Annotated in this window: 17 protein-coding genes; 14 read left to right on the plus strand and 3 right to left on the minus strand. The window is 66.4% G+C overall.

Going from position 1 to position 18,577, the window contains the following annotated elements; genetic code table 11:
* Positions 1-152 precede the first annotated feature (152 nt).
* The 5 genes from ubiV to VJ655_RS02355 all read left to right on the plus strand — a co-directional run bounded on the left by ubiV (position 153) and on the right by VJ655_RS02355 (position 4,812).
* Positions 153-1,061, plus strand: a complete 909-nt coding sequence (gene ubiV, locus VJ655_RS02335) for a ubiquinone anaerobic biosynthesis protein UbiV (RefSeq protein WP_324097847.1) — start codon at positions 153-155, stop codon at positions 1,059-1,061.
* Between the two features lie 86 nt (positions 1,062-1,147).
* Positions 1,148-1,915, plus strand: a complete 768-nt coding sequence (locus VJ655_RS02340) for a helix-turn-helix domain-containing protein (RefSeq protein ID WP_324097849.1) — start codon at positions 1,148-1,150, stop codon at positions 1,913-1,915.
* A complete protein-coding gene (locus VJ655_RS02345) occupies positions 1,915-2,424 on the plus strand; it encodes a 6-pyruvoyl trahydropterin synthase family protein (RefSeq protein WP_324097851.1) in 510 nt (169 codons plus the stop codon). The genes VJ655_RS02340 and VJ655_RS02345 overlap by 1 nt, the downstream gene beginning before the upstream one ends.
* A 102-nt stretch (positions 2,425-2,526) precedes the next feature.
* A complete protein-coding gene (nirK, locus tag VJ655_RS02350) occupies positions 2,527-3,549 on the plus strand; it encodes a copper-containing nitrite reductase (RefSeq protein WP_324097853.1) in 1,023 nt (340 codons plus the stop codon).
* Between the two features lie 69 nt (positions 3,550-3,618).
* Positions 3,619-4,812, plus strand: coding sequence for a hypothetical protein (locus tag VJ655_RS02355; RefSeq protein WP_324097854.1), 1,194 nt, complete (start codon positions 3,619-3,621; stop codon positions 4,810-4,812).
* A 60-nt stretch (positions 4,813-4,872) separates the two neighbouring features.
* On the opposite strand, the gene VJ655_RS02360 is transcribed toward VJ655_RS02355, so the two are convergent.
* Positions 4,873-7,098, minus strand: a complete 2,226-nt coding sequence (locus VJ655_RS02360; RefSeq protein WP_324097856.1) for an adenosylcobalamin-dependent ribonucleoside-diphosphate reductase — start codon at positions 7,096-7,098, stop codon at positions 4,873-4,875.
* Between the two features lie 211 nt (positions 7,099-7,309).
* Positions 7,310-8,005, minus strand: a complete 696-nt coding sequence (locus VJ655_RS02365; RefSeq protein WP_324097858.1) for a Crp/Fnr family transcriptional regulator — start codon at positions 8,003-8,005, stop codon at positions 7,310-7,312.
* Positions 8,006-8,165: 160 nt separating this feature from the next.
* On the opposite strand from VJ655_RS02365, the gene VJ655_RS02370 reads away from it, so the two are divergent.
* From VJ655_RS02370 to VJ655_RS02380, 3 genes are all read left to right on the plus strand, one after another.
* Positions 8,166-8,846: a helix-turn-helix domain-containing protein gene (locus tag VJ655_RS02370; RefSeq protein ID WP_324097859.1), complete on the plus strand. Its 681-nt coding sequence runs from the start codon at positions 8,166-8,168 to the stop codon at positions 8,844-8,846.
* Positions 8,843-10,204 (plus strand): oxygen-independent coproporphyrinogen III oxidase, encoded by a 1,362-nt coding sequence (hemN, locus tag VJ655_RS02375; RefSeq protein ID WP_324097861.1) that lies wholly within the window; start codon positions 8,843-8,845, stop codon positions 10,202-10,204. Before VJ655_RS02370 ends, hemN begins: the two co-directional genes overlap by 4 nt.
* 95 nt (positions 10,205-10,299) lie before the next feature.
* Positions 10,300-12,576, plus strand: a complete 2,277-nt coding sequence (locus VJ655_RS02380) for a nitric-oxide reductase large subunit (RefSeq protein ID WP_324097863.1) — start codon at positions 10,300-10,302, stop codon at positions 12,574-12,576.
* A gap of 406 nt (positions 12,577-12,982) precedes the next feature.
* Here VJ655_RS02380 and VJ655_RS02385 read toward each other — a convergent pair whose 3' ends face one another.
* On the minus strand, positions 12,983-13,243 hold the full coding sequence (locus VJ655_RS02385) for a hypothetical protein (RefSeq protein WP_324097865.1): 261 nt from the start codon (positions 13,241-13,243) through the stop codon (positions 12,983-12,985).
* Positions 13,244-13,365: 122 nt separating this feature from the next.
* On the opposite strand from VJ655_RS02385, the gene ccoN reads away from it, so the two are divergent.
* The 6 genes from ccoN to VJ655_RS02415 all read left to right on the plus strand — a co-directional run.
* Positions 13,366-15,015, plus strand: coding sequence for a cytochrome-c oxidase, cbb3-type subunit I (gene ccoN / locus VJ655_RS02390; RefSeq protein WP_324097867.1), 1,650 nt, complete (start codon positions 13,366-13,368; stop codon positions 15,013-15,015).
* Positions 15,016-15,023: 8 nt separating this feature from the next.
* Complete coding sequence (ccoO, locus tag VJ655_RS02395; RefSeq protein ID WP_324097869.1) at positions 15,024-15,767, plus strand: cytochrome-c oxidase, cbb3-type subunit II; 744 nt, start codon at positions 15,024-15,026, stop codon at positions 15,765-15,767.
* Positions 15,764-15,931, plus strand: coding sequence for a cbb3-type cytochrome c oxidase subunit 3 (locus VJ655_RS02400; RefSeq protein ID WP_324097871.1), 168 nt, complete (start codon positions 15,764-15,766; stop codon positions 15,929-15,931). Before ccoO ends, VJ655_RS02400 begins: the two co-directional genes overlap by 4 nt.
* A complete protein-coding gene (gene ccoP, locus VJ655_RS02405; protein ID WP_324097873.1) occupies positions 15,931-16,800 on the plus strand; it encodes a cytochrome-c oxidase, cbb3-type subunit III in 870 nt (289 codons plus the stop codon). The genes VJ655_RS02400 and ccoP overlap by 1 nt, the downstream gene beginning before the upstream one ends.
* Before the next feature lie 5 nt (positions 16,801-16,805).
* Complete coding sequence (gene ccoG / locus VJ655_RS02410; protein ID WP_324097875.1) at positions 16,806-18,299, plus strand: cytochrome c oxidase accessory protein CcoG; 1,494 nt, start codon at positions 16,806-16,808, stop codon at positions 18,297-18,299.
* Positions 18,296-18,577, plus strand: a 282-nt coding sequence (locus VJ655_RS02415) for a FixH family protein (protein ID WP_324097877.1), incomplete at its 3' end; no start/stop codon positions are given. The genes ccoG and VJ655_RS02415, both read left to right, overlap by 4 nt.

Genomic DNA, 18,577 nt, shown 5'->3' on the forward strand with positions numbered 1-18,577 from the left:
GGCAAGACCTATGTCAGCCGGGTGACCGCCGCCTTCCGAGGCGCGATCGACGCGCTGGACGCCGGCGGCGACACGGCGCCCTTCGAGGCGATGCTGACCGACCTCGCCGAAGGCGGGCGCGAAACAACCGGGGCCTACAGGCGGCAATGGCGATGAGCGATATCGATTTCGAGCTGACCGTCGGACCGCTGATGTTTCTTTGGTCGCCGGAGCGCATCGCCGACTTCTATCGCGCGGTGGCGAACAATCCGGACGTCGCCCGCGTCTATCTAGGCGAGGTGGTGTGCGGCAAGCGCGCGCCGCTGGCCGCCCAGGCCCTGGCCGAGGCCGCTGAAAGGCTCGACGCGGCGGGCAAGGAGGTCGTGTGGGCTGGCCAGGCCATGCCGGCGACGCCGCGCGAGGCGCAGGGACTTCGGGATCTGGCGGCGGCGGGCGAGCGGATCGAGATCAACGATTTCGCCGCCTTGGCCAGTCTTCCGCCCGGAACGCCCTTCGTCGCGGGACCGCTGCTGAGCCTTTACAACGAGGCCGCGGTCGGAGCCTTGATCGAGCGCGGCTGCGAACGGCTCTGCCCCAATGTGGAGTTGTCGCTGGACGTGATCGGAGAGATCAGCCGCGCCTATCCCGCGCTAGAGATCGAGCTCTTCGCCTATGGCCGGATGCCGTTGGCGCTGTCGGGACGCTGCTATCACGCGCGGGCTCGGAAGCTGCACAAGGACAAGTGCTTGTTCGCCTGCGAGGACGATCCGGACGGCATGCCCGTGCGAACCCTGGAGGGCGAGGCGCTGCTGGCGGTCAACGGCATCCAGACCCTGTCCTATGGCGTGGAGTTGGCCGATCTCGCGCCGGAGGCCCTGCGGCGGGCGGGCGTGACCGCGTTGCGCGTGTCGCCGCACACCGGAGATCCCGAGCGGCTGTTGGCGGCGTTCGGCGCGTTCGCTCATGGCGCCTCGTCGGCGAACACCCTGCGCGAAGCCGTGCTGGCCTCTGAACCGCCGGGCCCGCTCGTCAACGGCTATCTGCACGGGCGCGCGGGACACCACCACGTTTCCGCGACTTAAATCACGGCCGAGATTGACGAACCGCAACGTCGGGACGGTCCGCTGGCCATAAAGCCAGGGGTTCCCTTTGCCGTTCGAGGTGGTCCATGTCGATCAAGCCCGTTGACCTCACCCGCGTCCGCGATCTTCCGCTGCTGGCTTCCGCCAGTCCCGAATCGCTCGCCCTGCTGAGTCAGGGCGCGTTCCTGCAATGGACGCCCAAGGGGGCGGAACTCGTGGCTGAGGGGGAGGTCAACGACTTCCTCTATGTCTTGCTCGAAGGCTCGGTCGAACTGGAGGGAACCTGGGGCGATCGCGACTCCACGCTCGCGGTGCTGCGACCTCTGTCAAGTTTTGTCCTGGCCTCGGTCGTTCTCGAGGCCCCAGCCCTGATGACGGCGCGGACCCTGGCGCGCAGCCAGTTGCTGATGATCCCGGGTGAGCTCTTCCGACGGGTCGTCCGCGAGGACCAGGGCGTCTCTCTGGCGGTGATCGAGGAGCTCTCGGGCTGCTACAGCGGCCTGGTCAGGACGCTCAAGAGCCACAAGCTGCGCGCGCCGCTGGTGCGACTGGCCAACTATCTGCTGGTCCAGCAGCGCCGCCAGGGCGGCGGAGGCGTGCTGCGCCTGCCGCTGCAGAAGCGAATGCTGGCGTCCTTGCTGGGCATGACCCCCGAGAACCTGTCGCGCTCCTTCGCCGCCCTGGCCGAGTATGGTGTGAGGGTGGATGGGCCGCTCGTCACCATCGCCCGGCCTTCGGCGCTGGCGCGGCTGGCCCGACCCGATCCGCTGATCGACAATCCGCTGCCGGTCGGCGGCGCGGTGATGGGGCAGGCGGGGCGCGAGAAGGCCGCGCACGTCGAGGGGCACGCCTGATGGCCTATAGGTCGATCAAGACCTATGGCGCCGAACGCGGCCTGTCTTGCGCCTACCGTCAATGGGCCGCCGATAGCCACTGCCAGCTGCTACACGGCTATTCGCTGGGCTTCGTCTTCAACTTCGCGGCCGAGCAATTGGATGCTCGCGGCTGGGTGGTGGATTTCGGCAAGGGCGGGTTCGGCGCCATTCGCGAATGGCTGCACCACATCTTCGATCACACTTTGCTGGTGGCGGCGGATGATCCCGCTCGCGCCGAGTTCGAACGTTTGCAGCGTCTGGGCGTGGCGCAGGTGAGGATCGTGCCTGGCGTGAGCGCCGAGGCCCTGGCCGGCTATGTCTTCGAGCACGCCCAGGCGTTGGTCGACGCGGCCACCAAGGGGCGGTGCTGGGTGGCGTCGGTCGAGTGCCGCGAGCACGGCGCCAACGCCGCGGTATTCGAGAACCCCAATAGCGTGCTGCGCCAAGTGAGCGCCGAAGCTCTGAGCTTGGCCCTTAAGGGTTTGTAGGCCGCGCACGCAAGGCTCAGGTTGCTCACGCACAACGTGGCGAAAAGATGGAGGCGTAAATCCACGGGGGTCAGCGCCGTTCGGGCGCTTAAGAGGATAAAGATGAAAGCCCTCGCTCTCTTCGCCGCAGCCGCGACCATGGCCCTGGCCACCGCCAGCTACGCCGCGCCGGAGCCGACTCCCGCCCAGCCCGCCGACATCGTTCGTTCGGCGACGGACTTGCCCGCGCCGATCGCGCGCCGCGCCCCCGCTGTGGTCAAGGTCGACCTCGTCACCCAGGAAGTCGTCGGCAAGCTGGCCGATGGCGCCACCTACAAGTTCTGGACCTTCAACGGCAAGGTTCCCGGCCCGATGGTGCGGGTGCGCGTCGGTGACACGGTCGAGGTCAGCCTGACCAACGCCGCCGACAGCGAGCACATGCACAATGTCGACTTCCACGCCGTCACCGGTCCGGGCGGCGGCGGTGTCGCCACCATGGCCGATCCGGGCGAGACCAAGACCTTCAAGTTCAAGGCCACGCAACCGGGCCTCTATGTCTATCACTGCGCCACGCCCATGGTCGCCTCGCACATCGCCAACGGCATGTACGGCTCCATCCTGGTCGAGCCGGAAGAAGGTCTGCCCAAGGTCGACCACGAGTTCTACGTGATGCAGGGCGAGGTTTACACCGACGAGGCCCTGGGTTCGAAGGGTCTGCTGAACGAAAGCCCCGAGAAGCTGCTGAATGAACAGCCTGAATTCTACGTCTTCAACGGTGCGTTCAAGGCTCTGACCGGCGACAAGCAGCTGAAGGCCAAGGTCGGCGAGAGCGTCCGCATCTACTTCGGCGTCGGCGGTCCCAACAAGACCTCGAGCTTCCACGTGATCGGCGAGATCTTCGACCATGTCTATCCGTACGGGTCGCTGACCAGCACCCCGATCAAGGACGTGCAGACCGTCACCGTCGCCCCCGGGGGCGCCACCGTGGTGGACTTCAAGCTGGAGGTCCCGGGCAACTACATCCTGGTTGACCACGCTCTGAGCCGCCTGGAGCGCGGCGGCGCAGGCATCCTGCATGTGGAAGGCGCCGACGCGCCGGACATCTACTCGGCGCCGCCGAACCCCCACAAGGGCGGCGGCCACTAAGAACGGCTTATCGCGGGCGGGCGTCTCAGGCGTCCGCCCGAACTTTTTCCAAAGTCAGTCAGAGTCATCATGAAAACGAACCCACGCTTCACGGCGGCGGGCCTGGCCGCGCTCGCCTTCGCCGCGCCGGCCGCCGCCATGGCCGCCCCCGCCGCCGGCCAGATCATCCTCGAATCCCGCCTGCGCTATGAGGACTATTCCCCGACCGGTCCCGACGCCACGGCGCTGACCGAACGCCTGCGCCTGGGCTGGCGCAGCCCGACCTTCTCGGGCGTGAGCCTGTTGGTCGAGGGCGAGGCCATCGCCGCGCTGGACGACAGCTATGCCGATGGCGTCCGCGCCGATCCCAGGCACGCCGTGATCCCCGATCCCGAGATCACCGAACTGAATCGCGCGCAGCTGGAATGGCGACCCAACAACCGCTTCGACGTGATCGCCGGCCGCCAGCGGATTATTCTGGGCAATGCCCGCTTCGTGGGCAATGTCGGCTGGCGTCAGAACGAGCAGACCTTCGACGCCGCCAAGATCGTGATATCGCCGACCAAGAAGGTCGTCCTGACCTACGCCTACATCGACAAGGTTCGCCGCCCGCTGGGCCGGGAGTCGTCGCAAGGCGTCTGGCGCGGGGAGGGACACGTGGCCCAGGCCGAGACCGATCTGGGCGTGATGGGTCACGCTTCGGCCTATACGATCCTCCTGGACATCGACAACGCCGCGACCCAGTCGTCCAAGACGTTTGGCGCGCGCTTGACCGGCGCCCATCCGGTCGGACCGGGTCTGGCCGCGACCTGGGAAGTCGAATACGCGCGCCAATACGATTGGGGGAACAATCCGCAGGACTTCGGCCTCAGCTACCACGTGCTGTCGGCTGGCCTGAAGGGCAAGACGGTCAATGCCGCGCTCGCCTGGGAGCGCCTCGGCGGGGACGGCGTCCACGGCTTCCAGACCCCGCTGGGCACGACGCACGGCTTCCAGGGTTTGTCGGACGTGATCGGCGCCACGCCGGGAAGGGGCGTCGACGACATCTTCGTTCGCGCCGGCGCGACGGTGAAGGTCGTCCATCCGATCAAGCTCACCGGAGAGGCCCACGACTTCAGGACCGTGAAGGGTTCCGATCGGCTGGGCCGCGAGTTCGACATCACCGTGTCGGCTCCGCTGGTCAAGGGCTGGAACCTGGATGTGGGCGTCGCCCGTTTCGACGCCTCGGGTTCGACCTATCCCGACGCTACCCGGGTTTGGACGAGCCTGGAATTCAAGCTCTGATCCGTCGTTCGGATCGCGCCCCAAAGAAGAAGGGCCCCGCTTCGGCGGGGCCCTTTTTTGTCAGCCGCACTTTGAGTAGCCGCAATCGAGGCAACTGTCGCAGCCCTCCTTGCGCAGCAGGTTGACGCCGCCACAGCGCGGGCAGGCGCGAGGGCGGAAGGTCGTGACGACCGGCGCGTCCGGTTCAGGCTCCGTTGCGCGCGTGACGCCGGTGGTGGCGCGGGCCAGATGCCGTTCGACCACCCCGCCGATCGCCGCCGGCAGGGACGGAACATAGCGGCCCGAAAGCCAGGCGCCGCCCTGCGGATCGAACACCGCCTTCAGTTCCTCGGCCACGAAGGCCACGTCGCCGCCACGCCGGAAGACCGCGGAGATCATCCGGGTCAGGGCCAGCGTCCAGGCGTAGTGCTCCATGTTCTTGGAGTTGACGAAGATCTCGAACGGCCGGACGCCGTCGGGACCATCGTTGATCGTGACGTAGACGGCGTGGGCGCTGTGCGGCCACTTGATCTTGTAGGTCACGCCTTCCAGCGCGTCGCCGCGTGGGGTCAGGGGGCCCGGATCTGGCTCCGGATCGCCGGCCGGCGTCGACGACGCCACGGACAGCACCGAACCGGTCACCGCATTTGGGCGATAGGTCGTTAGGCCCTTGCAGCCCATCCGCCAGCCTTCGAGGTAGACGTCGCAGAAGGTCGCGAAGTCGATGTCTTCGGGGCAGTTGACCGTCTTGGAAATCGAGCTGTCGACCATCTGCTGGGCGGCCGCCTGCATCGCCAGATGCTGGGCCGGGGTCAGGGTCTGCGCGGTGACGAAGACATTCGTCGGCGGCGCCTCGTCACCCTTGATCCGTTTCCAGACCGACAGGGCGTAGTCCTCGACGGCCTCTTCGCGGGTCGAGCCGTCCGGCTGGCGGACCTTGCGCGCGTAGGCGTAGGCGAAGACCGGTTCGACCCCGGAGGAGACGTTCCCGGCCACCAGCGAGGTTGTCCCGGTGGGCGCGATCGAGGTCAGGCAGCCGTTGCGCAATCCGTGGCGCTCGATGAGCGCGCGGGTGTCTTCGTCCAGGCCGACAAGGTTGGGGCGATCCAGGATCGCCGCGTCATAGAGCGGGTAGGGACCTTTTTCCGCGGCGAGCTCGGCCGAGGCTCGGTAGGCCTCGCGCTTGATGATTCCCAGCCAACGCTTGGTGGTCTCGGCGGCCTCGTCGGAGCCGTAGGCTTGTCCGCAGAAGATCAGGGCGTCGGCAAGACCCGTGACGCCGAGGCCGATCCGGCGCTTGGCGCGCGCTTCGTCGGCTTGAGCGTCCAGCGGGAAGCGCGAGATATCGATGACATTGTCGAGCATGCGGACCGCGATCCGCGTCAGTTCCGCCAGGCGTTCCTCGTCCAGCGCCGCGTCGGCCGCGAACGGCTCGGGCACGAGTCTGGCCAGATTGATCGAGCCGAGCAGGCACGCGCCGTAGGGAGGCAGCATCTGCTCGCCGCAGGGATTGGAAGCGCTGATGGTTTCGCAGTCGGCCAGGTTGTTCATGGCGTTGACCCGGTCGATGAAGATCACCCCGGGTTCGGCGCAGTCGTAGGTGGCCCGCATCAGGCGCTCCCACAGATCTGCGGCGCGAACCGTACGGAACACCTGACCCTCGAACACCAGCGGCCAGTCGTCATCGCGACCCAGCGCCTCGAGGAAGGCGTCGGTGACCAGGACCGAGAGGTTGAAGTTTCGCAGCCGCTGAGGGTCGCGCTTGGCGTCGATGAAGGCCTCGATGTCCGGATGGTCGATGCGCAGGCAGCCCATCATGGCCCCGCGGCGCTGACCGGCCGACAGGATGGTGCGGCACATCGAGTCCCAGACGTCCATGAAGCTGATGGGGCCCGAAGCGTCGGCTCCGACGCCGCGCACCGGGGCTCCGCAGGGACGGATGGTCGAGAAGTCCATGCCCACGCCGCCGCCCTGCTGCATCGTGACGGCCGCCTCGCGCAGGTGAGCGAAGATGCCCGCCAGGTCGTCAGGCAGGGTTCCCATGACGAAGCAGTTGAACAGCGTCACGACCCGCGCCGTGCCCGCGCCGGCCAGGATGCGGCCGGCCGGCAGGAACTGGAAGTCCGACAAGGCGTCCATGAAGCGCGCTCGCCAGGCGGCTTGATCCTCCGGCGCCTCGGCCTCCGCGACCGCTTCGGCGACGCGGGCCCAGGTGTCCTGGATGGTGGCGTCGCCGCCGCCGTCCGGCGGGCTGAAGCGATATTTCGACGCCCATATCTCGGCGGCGAGCGATGTTTCGAAGGTCATGGTCGGGCTCCTGGTGGGCGACCGACGCTGGCGGATTCGCAGGCCGACGAAATTGTCGGCGAGCAAGGACGCGACCCCGGCGCGGGCTCGTCCACTGATTTAATTCAGCTTGCGCCCGCACAAGGTTCGGAGGACCGACGCCGGTCTAGACATCGCTCGGGCGTCGCCGAGACGTCCGAGCGCAAGGACAATGGCGTCGATGGCGAGGCGGTCAGGCCGGGTCGGCCAGCTCGAGCAGCACGTGTGGCTTGCACACGACGATGTGCCGCCGGCTGCTGCTGGTTACGCCTCGATCGTCCCAGGCCGCCAGGGTGCGGCTGACGGTGTGCAGGGTCGAGCCAGCCATCTCGGCCAGTTCCTGACGCGTGATCGGAAAGTCGATCTCGATTCCCTGCGGCGTGCGACGGCCTGCCTGGCGCATCAGGCGGGTCAGAGCACGGGCGATCCGTTGCTCGACCTTCTCGCCTGCCAGCTCGCCGACGCGGTCCTGCAACTCGAACAGCCGCGTGCCGGCCGAGGCGGCGGAGCCCATGGCGATCTCGGGATAGCGTCCCATCAGCTGGCGCATGACGCCGACCGGCCAATAGACCTCGAGGCTGTCGACAACCGTCACGGCGTCGGCGGGAAACGGCCGATCCATCAGGGCCGCGACAGTCCCATACATTTCGCCGGGACCTATGAAGCGGATGACGGACTGTGCGCCATCCGGTCGCGCCTGAACGATCTTCACCCGTCCTTTGAGCAGTGAGTGACACGTGACGCCCGGGTCGCCCTGCGAAAAGATGAGCCGGCCTTGGGCCAACGGACGGACGGTTCCGGCGGCGAGCACCGCCGTGCGGGCGTCCGTATCCAGCTGGCCGAACATGTCCGCGCCTATCAGGAGATCGGGGTCGATTGCCGACGACATCTTCAGACTTCCTAAGCCCAACGAGCGATGCAGCGGTTTAATCCTTCGCGAGGGAAGGCTTAATCCCGGAAATCTACCTAGGCGCAATTCCCGAATTCTCGAGCGGGGGACGCTCGCGTTAGGCCTTGGAGCATCGAACGCCACCAGACGCGGTGATCAAATGCCTGTTCCGTTCCATTCCGTCGCCGCCGCCGCCGCCACTCTGCGCGATGGGCCGCCTCCGTCGGTCCTGGGCTTGGACGAGCCCCTCGGCGCCCTGGGCGTCGTGATCCGCCGCGAGGCCGGCGAAGAGATCTTCGCGGAAGGGGAAGAGGCCGAGGCTGTCTATCAGATCGTCTCGGGCGCCGTCCGATCCTACCGGATCCTGGGCGATGGCCGGCGGCACGTTTGCGATTTCCATATGCCTGGCGACGTTCTGGGCCTGGAGGCGGGAGAGACGCATCTCTGCACCGCCGAGGGCATGACACCGGTTGTTCTGCGCGCGACGCCTCGCCGCGTCCTGCAGCGCCTGTCGGTCGAGAATGGCCTGCTGGGCCAGAGGCTGTGGGCCCTGACCGTCTGCGGAATGCGCCGCTGCCAGGACCACGCCTCGATGCTGAGCCGGCTTGGCGCCACCGAGCGCGTGGCGGCCTTCCTGGTGTCGTTCGCCGACCGCCTGGGCGCGGACGACGAACTGGAGTTGCCCATGACCCGGCAGGACATCGCCGACTATCTGGGCCTGACCATCCACACCGTGTCCCGCACGCTGTCGCAACTGGAAGACATGGGAATGATCGACGCGCGCGCGACCCGCCGGATCCGCCTGCGTCGGCAAGACGAACTGGCGGAGCTTTGCGCGTGAACACCTCGGTTCTCAGTCCTGTCCAGCGTACCCATGCGGCCCGGAACCTGCCGCGCTACACGAGCTATCCGACCGCCGTCGCGTTCGAGGCCGCAGAGGCCGTCGGGGCGGAGGGTTGGAGCGGGGCTACCCGCGCCGACGAGCGCCTGTCGGCCTATGTCCACGTGCCCTTCTGCAAGCGCATGTGCTGGTATTGCGGGTGCCACACCACCATCGTTCATACCTACGATCGGGTCGACGCCTTCCATGTGACTCTGATGCGCGAGGTCGATCTGGTCGCCGATCGCCTGGGTGAGCACGATGGTCTGGCCCACCTGCATTTCGGCGGCGGCAGTCCGAACGCGCTCTCGCCGGAGCACTTTCTGAGCCTGTCGGGCCGCCTCAAGGACCGGCTCGCCGTCCGCGACGATGCGGAGATCGCGGTGGAGGTCGATCCAGGCCTTCTGTCGGCCGCCTTCGTCGAGGCGATGGGTGAGGCGGGCGTCACGCGCGCCAGCCTGGGCGTGCAGACCTTCGACCTGGACGTCCAGACAAGGGTGAACCGGGTGCAGCCTTTCGAACGGGTCGCTCAATCTGTCGAGCAACTGCGGGCCGCGCGCGTCGGCGGTCTGAACTTCGACCTGATGTACGGCCTGCCAGGCCAGTCGCCCGACAATGTCTTCGCCTCGGCCGAGCTGGCGGTGTCGCTACGCCCCGATCGCGTGGCGGTGTTCGGCTACGCTCACGTCCCGTGGATGAAGAAGCACCAGGTGATGATCCGGGAGGCTGACCTTGCCGATCTTGACGGCCGCTGGGCCCAGGCCGATGCCGCCGATGCCGCCTTGGTCGCCGCCGGCTACGTGCGAATCGGCCTGGATCACTACGCCTTGCCAGACGATCGGTTGGCGGTTGCGGCCCGCGGAGGGCGGTTGCGGCGCAATTTCCAGGGCTACACCGATGATCCGGCCCCCGTGCTGGCGCCGATCGGGCCTTCATCGATCGGGCAGTTCCGGCAGGGCTTCGTGCAGAACGCCATCGCCACCGATGTATGGTCTCGAGAAGTGAGCGAGGGACGGTTGCCGCTCCAGCGCGCCCTGGCCGTGAGCGCGGGCGACCGCCTGCGGGCGGCGGTGATCGAGCGGCTGATGTGCGATCTCGTCGTCGACGTCGGCGTGGTGTGTCGCGAACATGGCGTCGCCGAGGATCGTCTTGATGCGGCCTTGGCGGACGCCGGGGCGCTGCAAGACGCGGGACTCTGCGTGCGCGATGGCCGACGCCTAACCATTCCGGAGTCGGCGCGCCGTCTCATGCGCGTGGTCGCGGCCCTGTTCGACGAACGCTTGCCGCAGGCCAAGACCCGTCACGCTCCTGCGGTCTGACGCGGGACATTGCTCCTGAACAACGTCGGAGAATCGCCGACGGGCCACTCTCGCAGCGACGCCGGTTGGGCTTTTCCACGGCGAGGGGAAGCGAGATGAACACAAGACGACTTTGGTTCGTCCTCGCCCTGGTCATGGCGGTGTCCTTCACCGTCCTGGGGTTGATGGGACGAGAAATCCACCGGCAGGCGCCGCCGATTCCAAGCCGCGTCGTGGCTGAGGACGGTTCGGTGATCTGGACCAAGGCCGACATCGAGTCGGGCCAACTGGCCTGGCAATCGATGGGCGGCCAGCAGGTTGGCTCCATCTGGGGCCACGGCGGCTATGTCGCTCCGGACTGGTCGGCCGACCAGATCCACCGCGAGGCCGTCGCCCTGCTCGACATCTGGGCGCGCCGCGACCATGGCGTGGCCTATGACACGCTCAACGCCGAGCAGCAGGCCGCGCTCCGCGCCCGCCTGAAGGCCCAGACCCGCGCCAACACCTACGATCCCAAGACGGGCGTGATCGCGGTCAGCGCCGACCGAGCCAAGGCCATCGCCGAGGTCAAGTCGCACTATCTGGCCCTGCTGGGCTCGGACCCGAGCCAGGAGCGTCTGCGCGAGCAGTACGCGATCGCCAACGGCGCGGTGAAGGATCCGACCCGTCGCGCCGAAATCGCCGCCTTCTATTGGTGGACCGGTTGGGCGGCGAGCACGAACCGCCCCGATCAGGCGATCACCTACACGGCCAACTGGCCGCATGAGGCGCTGATCGACAACACGCCGACCTCCGCCACCGTCGTGTGGTCGGTGGCCAGCGTCATCCTGCTGATCTTCGCGGTCGGCGCGCTGGTGTTCTGGCACGCTCGCACCAAGGTCGAGGAGCATCTGGCTCCGCCGGCCGAGAACCCTCTGGCCAAGATCGAGCTGACGCCTTCGATGAAGGCGACCGGCAAGTATTTCCTGACCGTGATCGGGCTCTTCCTGCTGCAGGTCGGCCTGGGCGCGGTGACCGCTCACTACGCCGTCGAAGGCCACGACTTCTATGGCGTGCGCATCTCCGACATCATCCCGTACGCGGTCACGCGCACCTGGCACACCCAGCTGGCTGTGTTCTGGATCGCGACCGCGTGGCTGGCCACGGGCCTGTTCGTGGCGCCGATGATCTCGGGCCACGAGCCCAAATTCCAGAAGCTGGGCGTCAACGTCCTGTGGGGAGCCCTGGTCTTCGTTGTCCTCGGTTCGATGGCCGGCGAGTGGCTGGGCGTGCAGCAGGTGTTCAGCCTGGACGTCAACTGGTGGTTCGGCCACCAGGGTTGGGAATATGTCGACCTTGGCCGCTTCTGGCAGACCCTGCTGTTCGTCGGTCTGATGTTGTGGCTGGTGCTGGTCGGTCGCGCCCTGTGGCCGGCCCTGCGCACCCCGTCGGAAAGCAAGCCCGTCCTGCTGATCCTGTTCCTGTCGACGGTCGCCATCGGCCTGTTCTACGGAGCCGGCTTTATGTGGGGCAAACACACCCACATCAGCATGGTCGAGTACTGGCGCTGGTGGGTCGTCCACCTGTGGGTGGAAGGCTTCTTCGAAGTGTTCGCCACCGCGGTCATCAGCCTGCTGATGGTCAAGTTGGGCCTGGTTCGCGCCAAGTCCGCCAACGGCGCGGTTCTGTTCGGCACGATCGTCTTCCTGTTCGGCGGCGTGCTGGGCACCGCCCACCACTGGTACTTCGCCGGCACCCCGGTGTCGGTGATCGCGATCGGTTCGGTGTTCTCGGCCCTCGAGGTCGTGCCGCTGGCCCTGATCGGCGTCGAGGCCTTCGAGAACTGGCGTCATACCAAGGCCGCGCCCTGGGTCGCCGACTATCGCTGGCCGATCCTGTTCTTCGTGGCCGTGGCGTTCTGGAACCTGCTGGGCGCCGGCGTCTTCGGCTTCATGATCAACCCGCCGATCAGCCTCTATTACATCCAGGGGCTGAACACGACGGCCACCCACGGCCACGCGGCGCTGTTTGGCGTCTACGGCATGCTGGGCGTCGGCCTGTTGCTGTTCTGCCTGCGTAGCCTGGCGCGTCGCGAAGCCTGGGACGACCGCCTGCTGGCGATCACGTTCTGGCTGCTGAACGGCGGTCTGGCGATGATGATCTTCCTGTCGCTGCTGCCGGTCGGCGTGGTGCAGGCCTTCGCCAGTATCGACCATGGCCTGTGGTTCGCCCGCTCTCCGGCGGTCATCCACTCCAAGCTGGTCGAGACGCTGGTCTGGATGCGCGTGCCTGGCGACATCGTGTTCGCCGGCGGGGCCCTGACCTTGGCCGCCTTCGCGGCCAAGCTGGTGCTGGGCGGCGTGCGTCGCGGCCGGGCCAAGGCCACGGTGGTCGAACCCGTGGCCGCTGAATAGTCAGAGCTTGATCCGCGCCGGGCGTACGGCGCGGATCGGGAGCGACCGGACGCTTCGCCGAGCGTTCGGTCCACGTGCCCCGAAAATTTCCGGCGACGCAAAAAGGCCCCTCGACAGCCAAGTCGGGGGGCTTTCGTGTGCGTAAAACGAGGCGAAGCGCGCGTCTCTCCGCGTCGCGCGCGCCTGGTGTCGCCGAAGGCGGGGAGGGGGCTAATGACCCTCTCTGCTGGAGCGAACGGCCTCGTTAGGATGGCGCTCTGGCGGAGTGTTGAAGGCGCTGTCGGGCCGGAGGCTAAGCCGGCGACGCTAAAACCCGTCCAGGGGGGCGCTCAAGCCGCGGCGAATAGCCGCACGGCGTCGCGCCGGAAAATGGCGGCGACCGTGGGAAATTCGCCGTTCGTGTCGCCTATCGGACGGCCAGGACGGTGCGAATCGAGCGCCCGTGTTCTTTCCCGGCGGCGATCAGCGAGGTCAGGAAGACGATCGTCAGCAGGGCGGCCACGTAGCAGGCGGGGCAGTGGCCCGCGAACGCCCAGGTATCTTGCTGGGAACTGCACAAGGGCCCCGCCAACAGGCGCGGCATGGCTTGTTGCAAGGCGATGAACCAAGCGGCCAAGGCGGCCAGACCGGTCACCGGCGGAACGTAGCGAAAAAGCTCTTTGAGCATGGACGACTCCGAATTGGCGGCAGGGTCACTCAGCAAGGCTGTCTTGGCTTTGAGACAGATCAAAGCCACAGTTCCGATCGTGTGACACCCCTTCTGGCCTAGGTTCGACTCACGGAGTCCGCATGTCCGCCCCCTCCACCACCAGTTCTGGTCCGCCCGCCGGATCCAGCCTGCTCCTTATCTTCTCCATTGTTGGCGCTTTTTTGGCGATTTTGGGGGCGGGTCTCACGCATGACCCGATCTTCCGCCTTCAGGCCGAAACCTTGGCCCTGGCTGGCGTGATCGCCGCGTTCGTCCTGAACGCCGGCCTGTCCGGCGGGACGCTTCGCGAGCATCCCGACCAGTATTCCGACAACGTGATCAAGGCTGGCGTCATCGCCACCATGTTCTGGGCCGCGGCCGGTCTGCTGGTCGGCGTCATCATCGCCGCTCAGCTATCCTGGCCGAGGATCTTCTATTTCCCGGAATTCGGCTTCCTGAATTTCGGTCGCCTGCGGCCGCTGCACACCTCGGCGGTGATCTTCGCGTTCGGCGGCAACGCCCTGATCGCGACGTCCTTCTGGGTCGTCCAGCGCACCTGCAAGGCGCGCCTGGCCGGCGGGATCGCGCCGTGGTTCGTGTTCTGGGGCTACCAGCTCTTCATCGTGATGGCCGCGACCGGCTATCTGATGGGCGCGACCCAGAGCAAGGAATACGCCGAGCCCGAATGGTACACTGACCTGTGGCTGACGATCGTCTGGGTGGCCTATCTGCTGGTCTTCCTGGGTACGATCTGGAAGCGCAAGGAGCCGCATATCTATGTGGCCAACTGGTTCTATCTGGCCTTCATCATCACCATCGCTCTGCTGCACCTGGTCAACAACGCCGCCGTTCCGGTCGGCCTGCTGAACCACAAGTCCTACGGCGTGATGTCCGGCGTGCAGGACGCCCTGACCCAGTGGTGGTACGGCCACAACGCGGTGGGCTTCTTCCTGACCGCCGGCTTCCTGGCCATGATGTACTACTTCGTGCCCAAGCGCATCGAACGCCCGGTCTACAGCTATCGCCTGTCGATCGTGCACTTCTGGGCCCTGATCTTCATCTACATCTGGGCTGGTCCCCACCACCTGCACTACACGGCCCTGCCGCAGTGGGCGCAGACCCTGGGCATGACCTTCTCGATCATGCTGTGGATGCCGTCCTGGGGGGGCATGATCAACGGCCTGATGACCCTGTCGGGGGCGTGGGACAAGCTGCGCACCGATCCCGTCGTCCGGATGATGGTCGTCGCCATCGCCTTCTACGGCATGTCGACCTTCGAAGGTCCGGTGATGTCGATCCGCGCCGTGAACGCGCTGTCGCACTACACCGACTGGACCATTGGCCACGTGCACTCCGGCGCCCTGGGTTGGGTCGGCTTCATCACCTTCGGCGCGGTCTACTGCCTGGTGCCGTGGCTGTGGAAGAAGAAGGAAATGTACTCGATGAAGCTGATCGAGTGGCACTTCTGGATCGCGACCACCGGGATCCTGCTCTACATCTCCGCGATGTGGGTGTCGGGCATCATGGAAGGCCTGATGTGGCGCGAATACACGCCGCAAGGTTTCCTGGCCTATAGCTTCATTGAAACGGTCTCGGCCAAGCACATCGAGAACATTATCCGCACCGTCGGTGGCCTGATGTTCCTGAGCGGCGCCCTGATCATGATCTACAACATGTGGATGACGATCCGGACGCCTGACGCCCAAGTGGCGCAAGACGCTTCGACCGCTTCCGCCACCGCGATCGCCTGAGGTTTCCGATGTCTCTGTGGAAGCACCACTCCAAGCTTGAGCGGCACTCGCTGCTGCTCGTCGTCGGCATCCTCCTGGTCGTCTCCATCGGCGGCCTGGTCGAGATCGCCCCCCTGTTCTGGCTGCAAAGCACGATCGAGAAGGTGCAGGGCATGCGTCCCTACACCCCCCTCGAGCTGGCGGGCCGCGACATCTACGTCCGCGAGGGCTGCTACGTCTGCCACTCGCAGATGGTTCGCCCGCTGCGTGATGAAGTCGAACGCTACGGTCACTACAGCCTGGCCGCCGAAAGCATGTACGACCACCCGTTCCAGTGGGGGTCCAAGCGGACCGGTCCCGACCTGGCGCGCGTGGGCGGCAAGTATTCGGACACCTGGCACCGTGACCACCTGATCGACCCGCGCTCGGTCGTGCCGGAATCGGTGATGCCGCCCTACAAGTTCCTGGCCGAAAAGGACCTGGACTACAGCGACATCGTCGACCGCATGAAGACCCTCCGCACCGTTGGCGTGCCCTATACGGCCGACCAGATCGCCAACGCCAAGAAGGATCTCGAGGCCCAGGCCGATCCGTTCTCGACCGACGCCGTGGCCCTGCGTGGCCGCTACGACGCCAAGGTCGCCAACCGCGACTTCGACGGTGATCCGAACAAGATCACCGAGATGGACGCTCTGGTCGCCTACCTGCAGATGCTGGGCACCCTGGTCGACTTCAAGTCGTACAAGGCCCAGGCGCCGGAGAACCAGCGATGAGCGGCCTGACCTATGAAACCGTGGCGCGCATCGCGCAGCAGGGAGGGCTGATCTATTTCGGCCTGATCTTCCTCGCCGGCGTCGCCTACGCCCTATGGCCCTCCAAGAAGGCCGAATTCCAACACGCCGCGCATATGCCGCTGGACGACGAGGAGCTCTCCTGATGGCTCACGAACGCGAGACCGACCACGCCACCGGCGTCGAAACGACCGGACATGAGTGGGACGGCATCAAGGAACTGGACAATCCGCTGCCGCGCTGGTGGCTGTGGGTCTGGTACGGCTCGATCGCTTTCTCGATCGCCTATTGGGTGGCGATGCCGGCCTGGCCGGGCCTGCACGGCTACACCAAGGGCATGCTGCACCAGTCGGACCGCGTCGAGATCGGCAGGCAACTGACGGCTCTCGAGGTCAAGCGCGGCGAGGGGGCGGCGATGCTTCGCACCGCCAGCCTGGAGCAGATCGAAAAGGATCCCAAGCTCCAAGCCTACGCCCAGCAGGTCGGCCAATCCGTGTTCGGTGACAACTGCGCCACCTGCCACGGCATTGGCGGCACCGGCGGCAAGGGCTACGCGAACCTGCGCGACGACGTCTGGCTGTGGGGCGGCAAGCTGGAGGACATCCAGTACACCATCACCCACGGGATCCGGACTGGCGCCGATGGCGCTCGCATGTCCATGATGCCGGCGTTCGGCCGCGACGAGATGCTCAAGCCCGAGCAGATCGACGATCTGACCGAATACGTCGTCAAGCTGTCGAACCGTCCGGCCGACGCCGGCGCCGTGGCTCGCGCCGCGCCGCTGTTCGAGGCCCAATGCTCGGCCTGCCACGGTGTCGACGGCAAGGGCATGGTCGCGGTCGGCGCGCCGAACCTGACCGACGCCGACTGGCTGTATGGTTCCGACCGCACGGCCATCCGTGGGCAGATCTTCGCCGGCAACGGCGGCGTCATGCCCACCTGGGGCGGTCGCCTGAGCCCGGAAACGATCAAGGCGCTCTCGGTTTACATTCACTCCAACGCGGGTGGTCAGTAAGGGCTATGCCCACGCTTATCGATAACAGGCCTCCCGAACCTGAAAACCGGACGGCGGTCTCGGCCGCCGTCCGGGCCAAGGGAAAGGGGGACGCCAAGGGCGGTCTCTACAAGCCGCGCGAACCCATCTATCCCAAGCTGGTCCACGGCAAGTGGCGGAACGTGAAGTGGGCTCTGCTCATCCTCACGCTGGGGATCTACTACATCACCCCCTGGATCCGCTGGTCGCGTCCCGAAGGCTTCCCGCAACAGGCGGCGCTGGTCGATTTCACCGGCCGCCGTTTCTATTTCTTCGACATTCAGCTGTGGCCGCAGGAAGTCTACATCTTCACGGGCTTGCTGGTGATGTCGGCCCTGGCGCTGTTCCTGGTGACAGCGCTTTTCGGCCGTCTGTGGTGCGGCTACGCTTGTCCGCAGACCGTCTGGACCGACCTCTACATCGTCGTCGAGCGCCTGTTCGAAGGCGACCGGAACGCGCGCATGCGTCTGGACGCCTCGCCCATGTCGTTCAACAAGCTGTGGCGCAAGACCGGTAAGCACCTGACTTGGCTGGCCATCGCCTTCGGGACCGGCGGCGCCTGGATCTTCTACTTCCATGACGCGCCCACGCTGCTTCGCACCTTCTGGACGGGCGACGCGCCGATCACGGCCTACGTCTCGTGCCTGCTGCTCACCTGTACGACCTATATCTTCGCCGGCTGGATGCGCGAGCAGGTCTGCACCTACATGTGCCCCTGGCCGCGCATTCAAGGCGCGATGCTGGACCACCACTCGCTGCAGGTGACCTATCTGGGCTATCGCGGCGAACCGCGCGGCCCGCACAAGAAGGGCCAGAGTTGGGAAGGCCGGGGCGACTGCGTCGACTGCCGTCAGTGCGTGGTCGTCTGTCCGATGGGCATCGACATCCGGGACGGCGCGCAACTGGAGTGCATCAACTGCGGCCTGTGCGTCGACGCCTGCGACGACATCATGATCAAGATGGACCGGCCCACGGGTCTGATCGCCTACGATTCCGAGGCCGCGGTCTCGCATCGCGGCGCCGGCGAGAAGCCGCGATACTTCCCGATCCGCAGCCGCACGGTCTACTACGCCCTGGCGCTCACCGTCGTGGGCGGTCTGACGCTATGGTCGCTGATCTCGCGGCCAGAGGCGGATCTGCATGTCATCCGTGACCGCAACCCGGTCTTCGTCCGGATGCACGACGGGGCGGTCCGCGACGGCTATACGCTCAAGATCGGCAACAGAACCTTTGTCGAGCAACGCTTCGACATCACGTTCGAAGGCGTGAAGGGCGCGCGGCTGAGCCAGCCTGGAGAGCATGGCGACCATATCTCCGTGGTGGTTCCGCCCGACCAAGTCGTGCCGTTGCGCGTTTTCGTTACGGCCCCCGCCGACACCGACCTGGCCGCCAGCGTTCCCGGACGCTTCGTCATCCGCTCGGGTGACGTCCAGGCCGACGCCAAGACCGTCTTCCTCTCTGGAGCCGCGAACCCGCAATGACCAGCGCCGCGCGTCCGATTCCCAAGGCGTCGCCCGAAAAGGGGCGCATCACTGGCTGGCACGTGCTGATCGGCATCGTGCTGTTCTTCGCGATCGTCATCGGGGTCGATACGATCTTCATGGTCCAGGCCTACCGAACCTTCTCGGGCGAGGTGGCCTCCAACCCCTATGAAGCGGGCTTGGCCTTCAATCGCACCCTGGCCCAGCGCCAACGGGAGGCGGCGCTGGGTTGGTCGGCCAGCGTGGACACGCCCGGGCGCAAGTCGGTCGTCGTCAAG

This window comes from Caulobacter sp. (genome assembly GCF_035254145.1).
Taxonomy (GTDB): Bacteria; Pseudomonadota; Alphaproteobacteria; order Caulobacterales; family Caulobacteraceae; genus Caulobacter.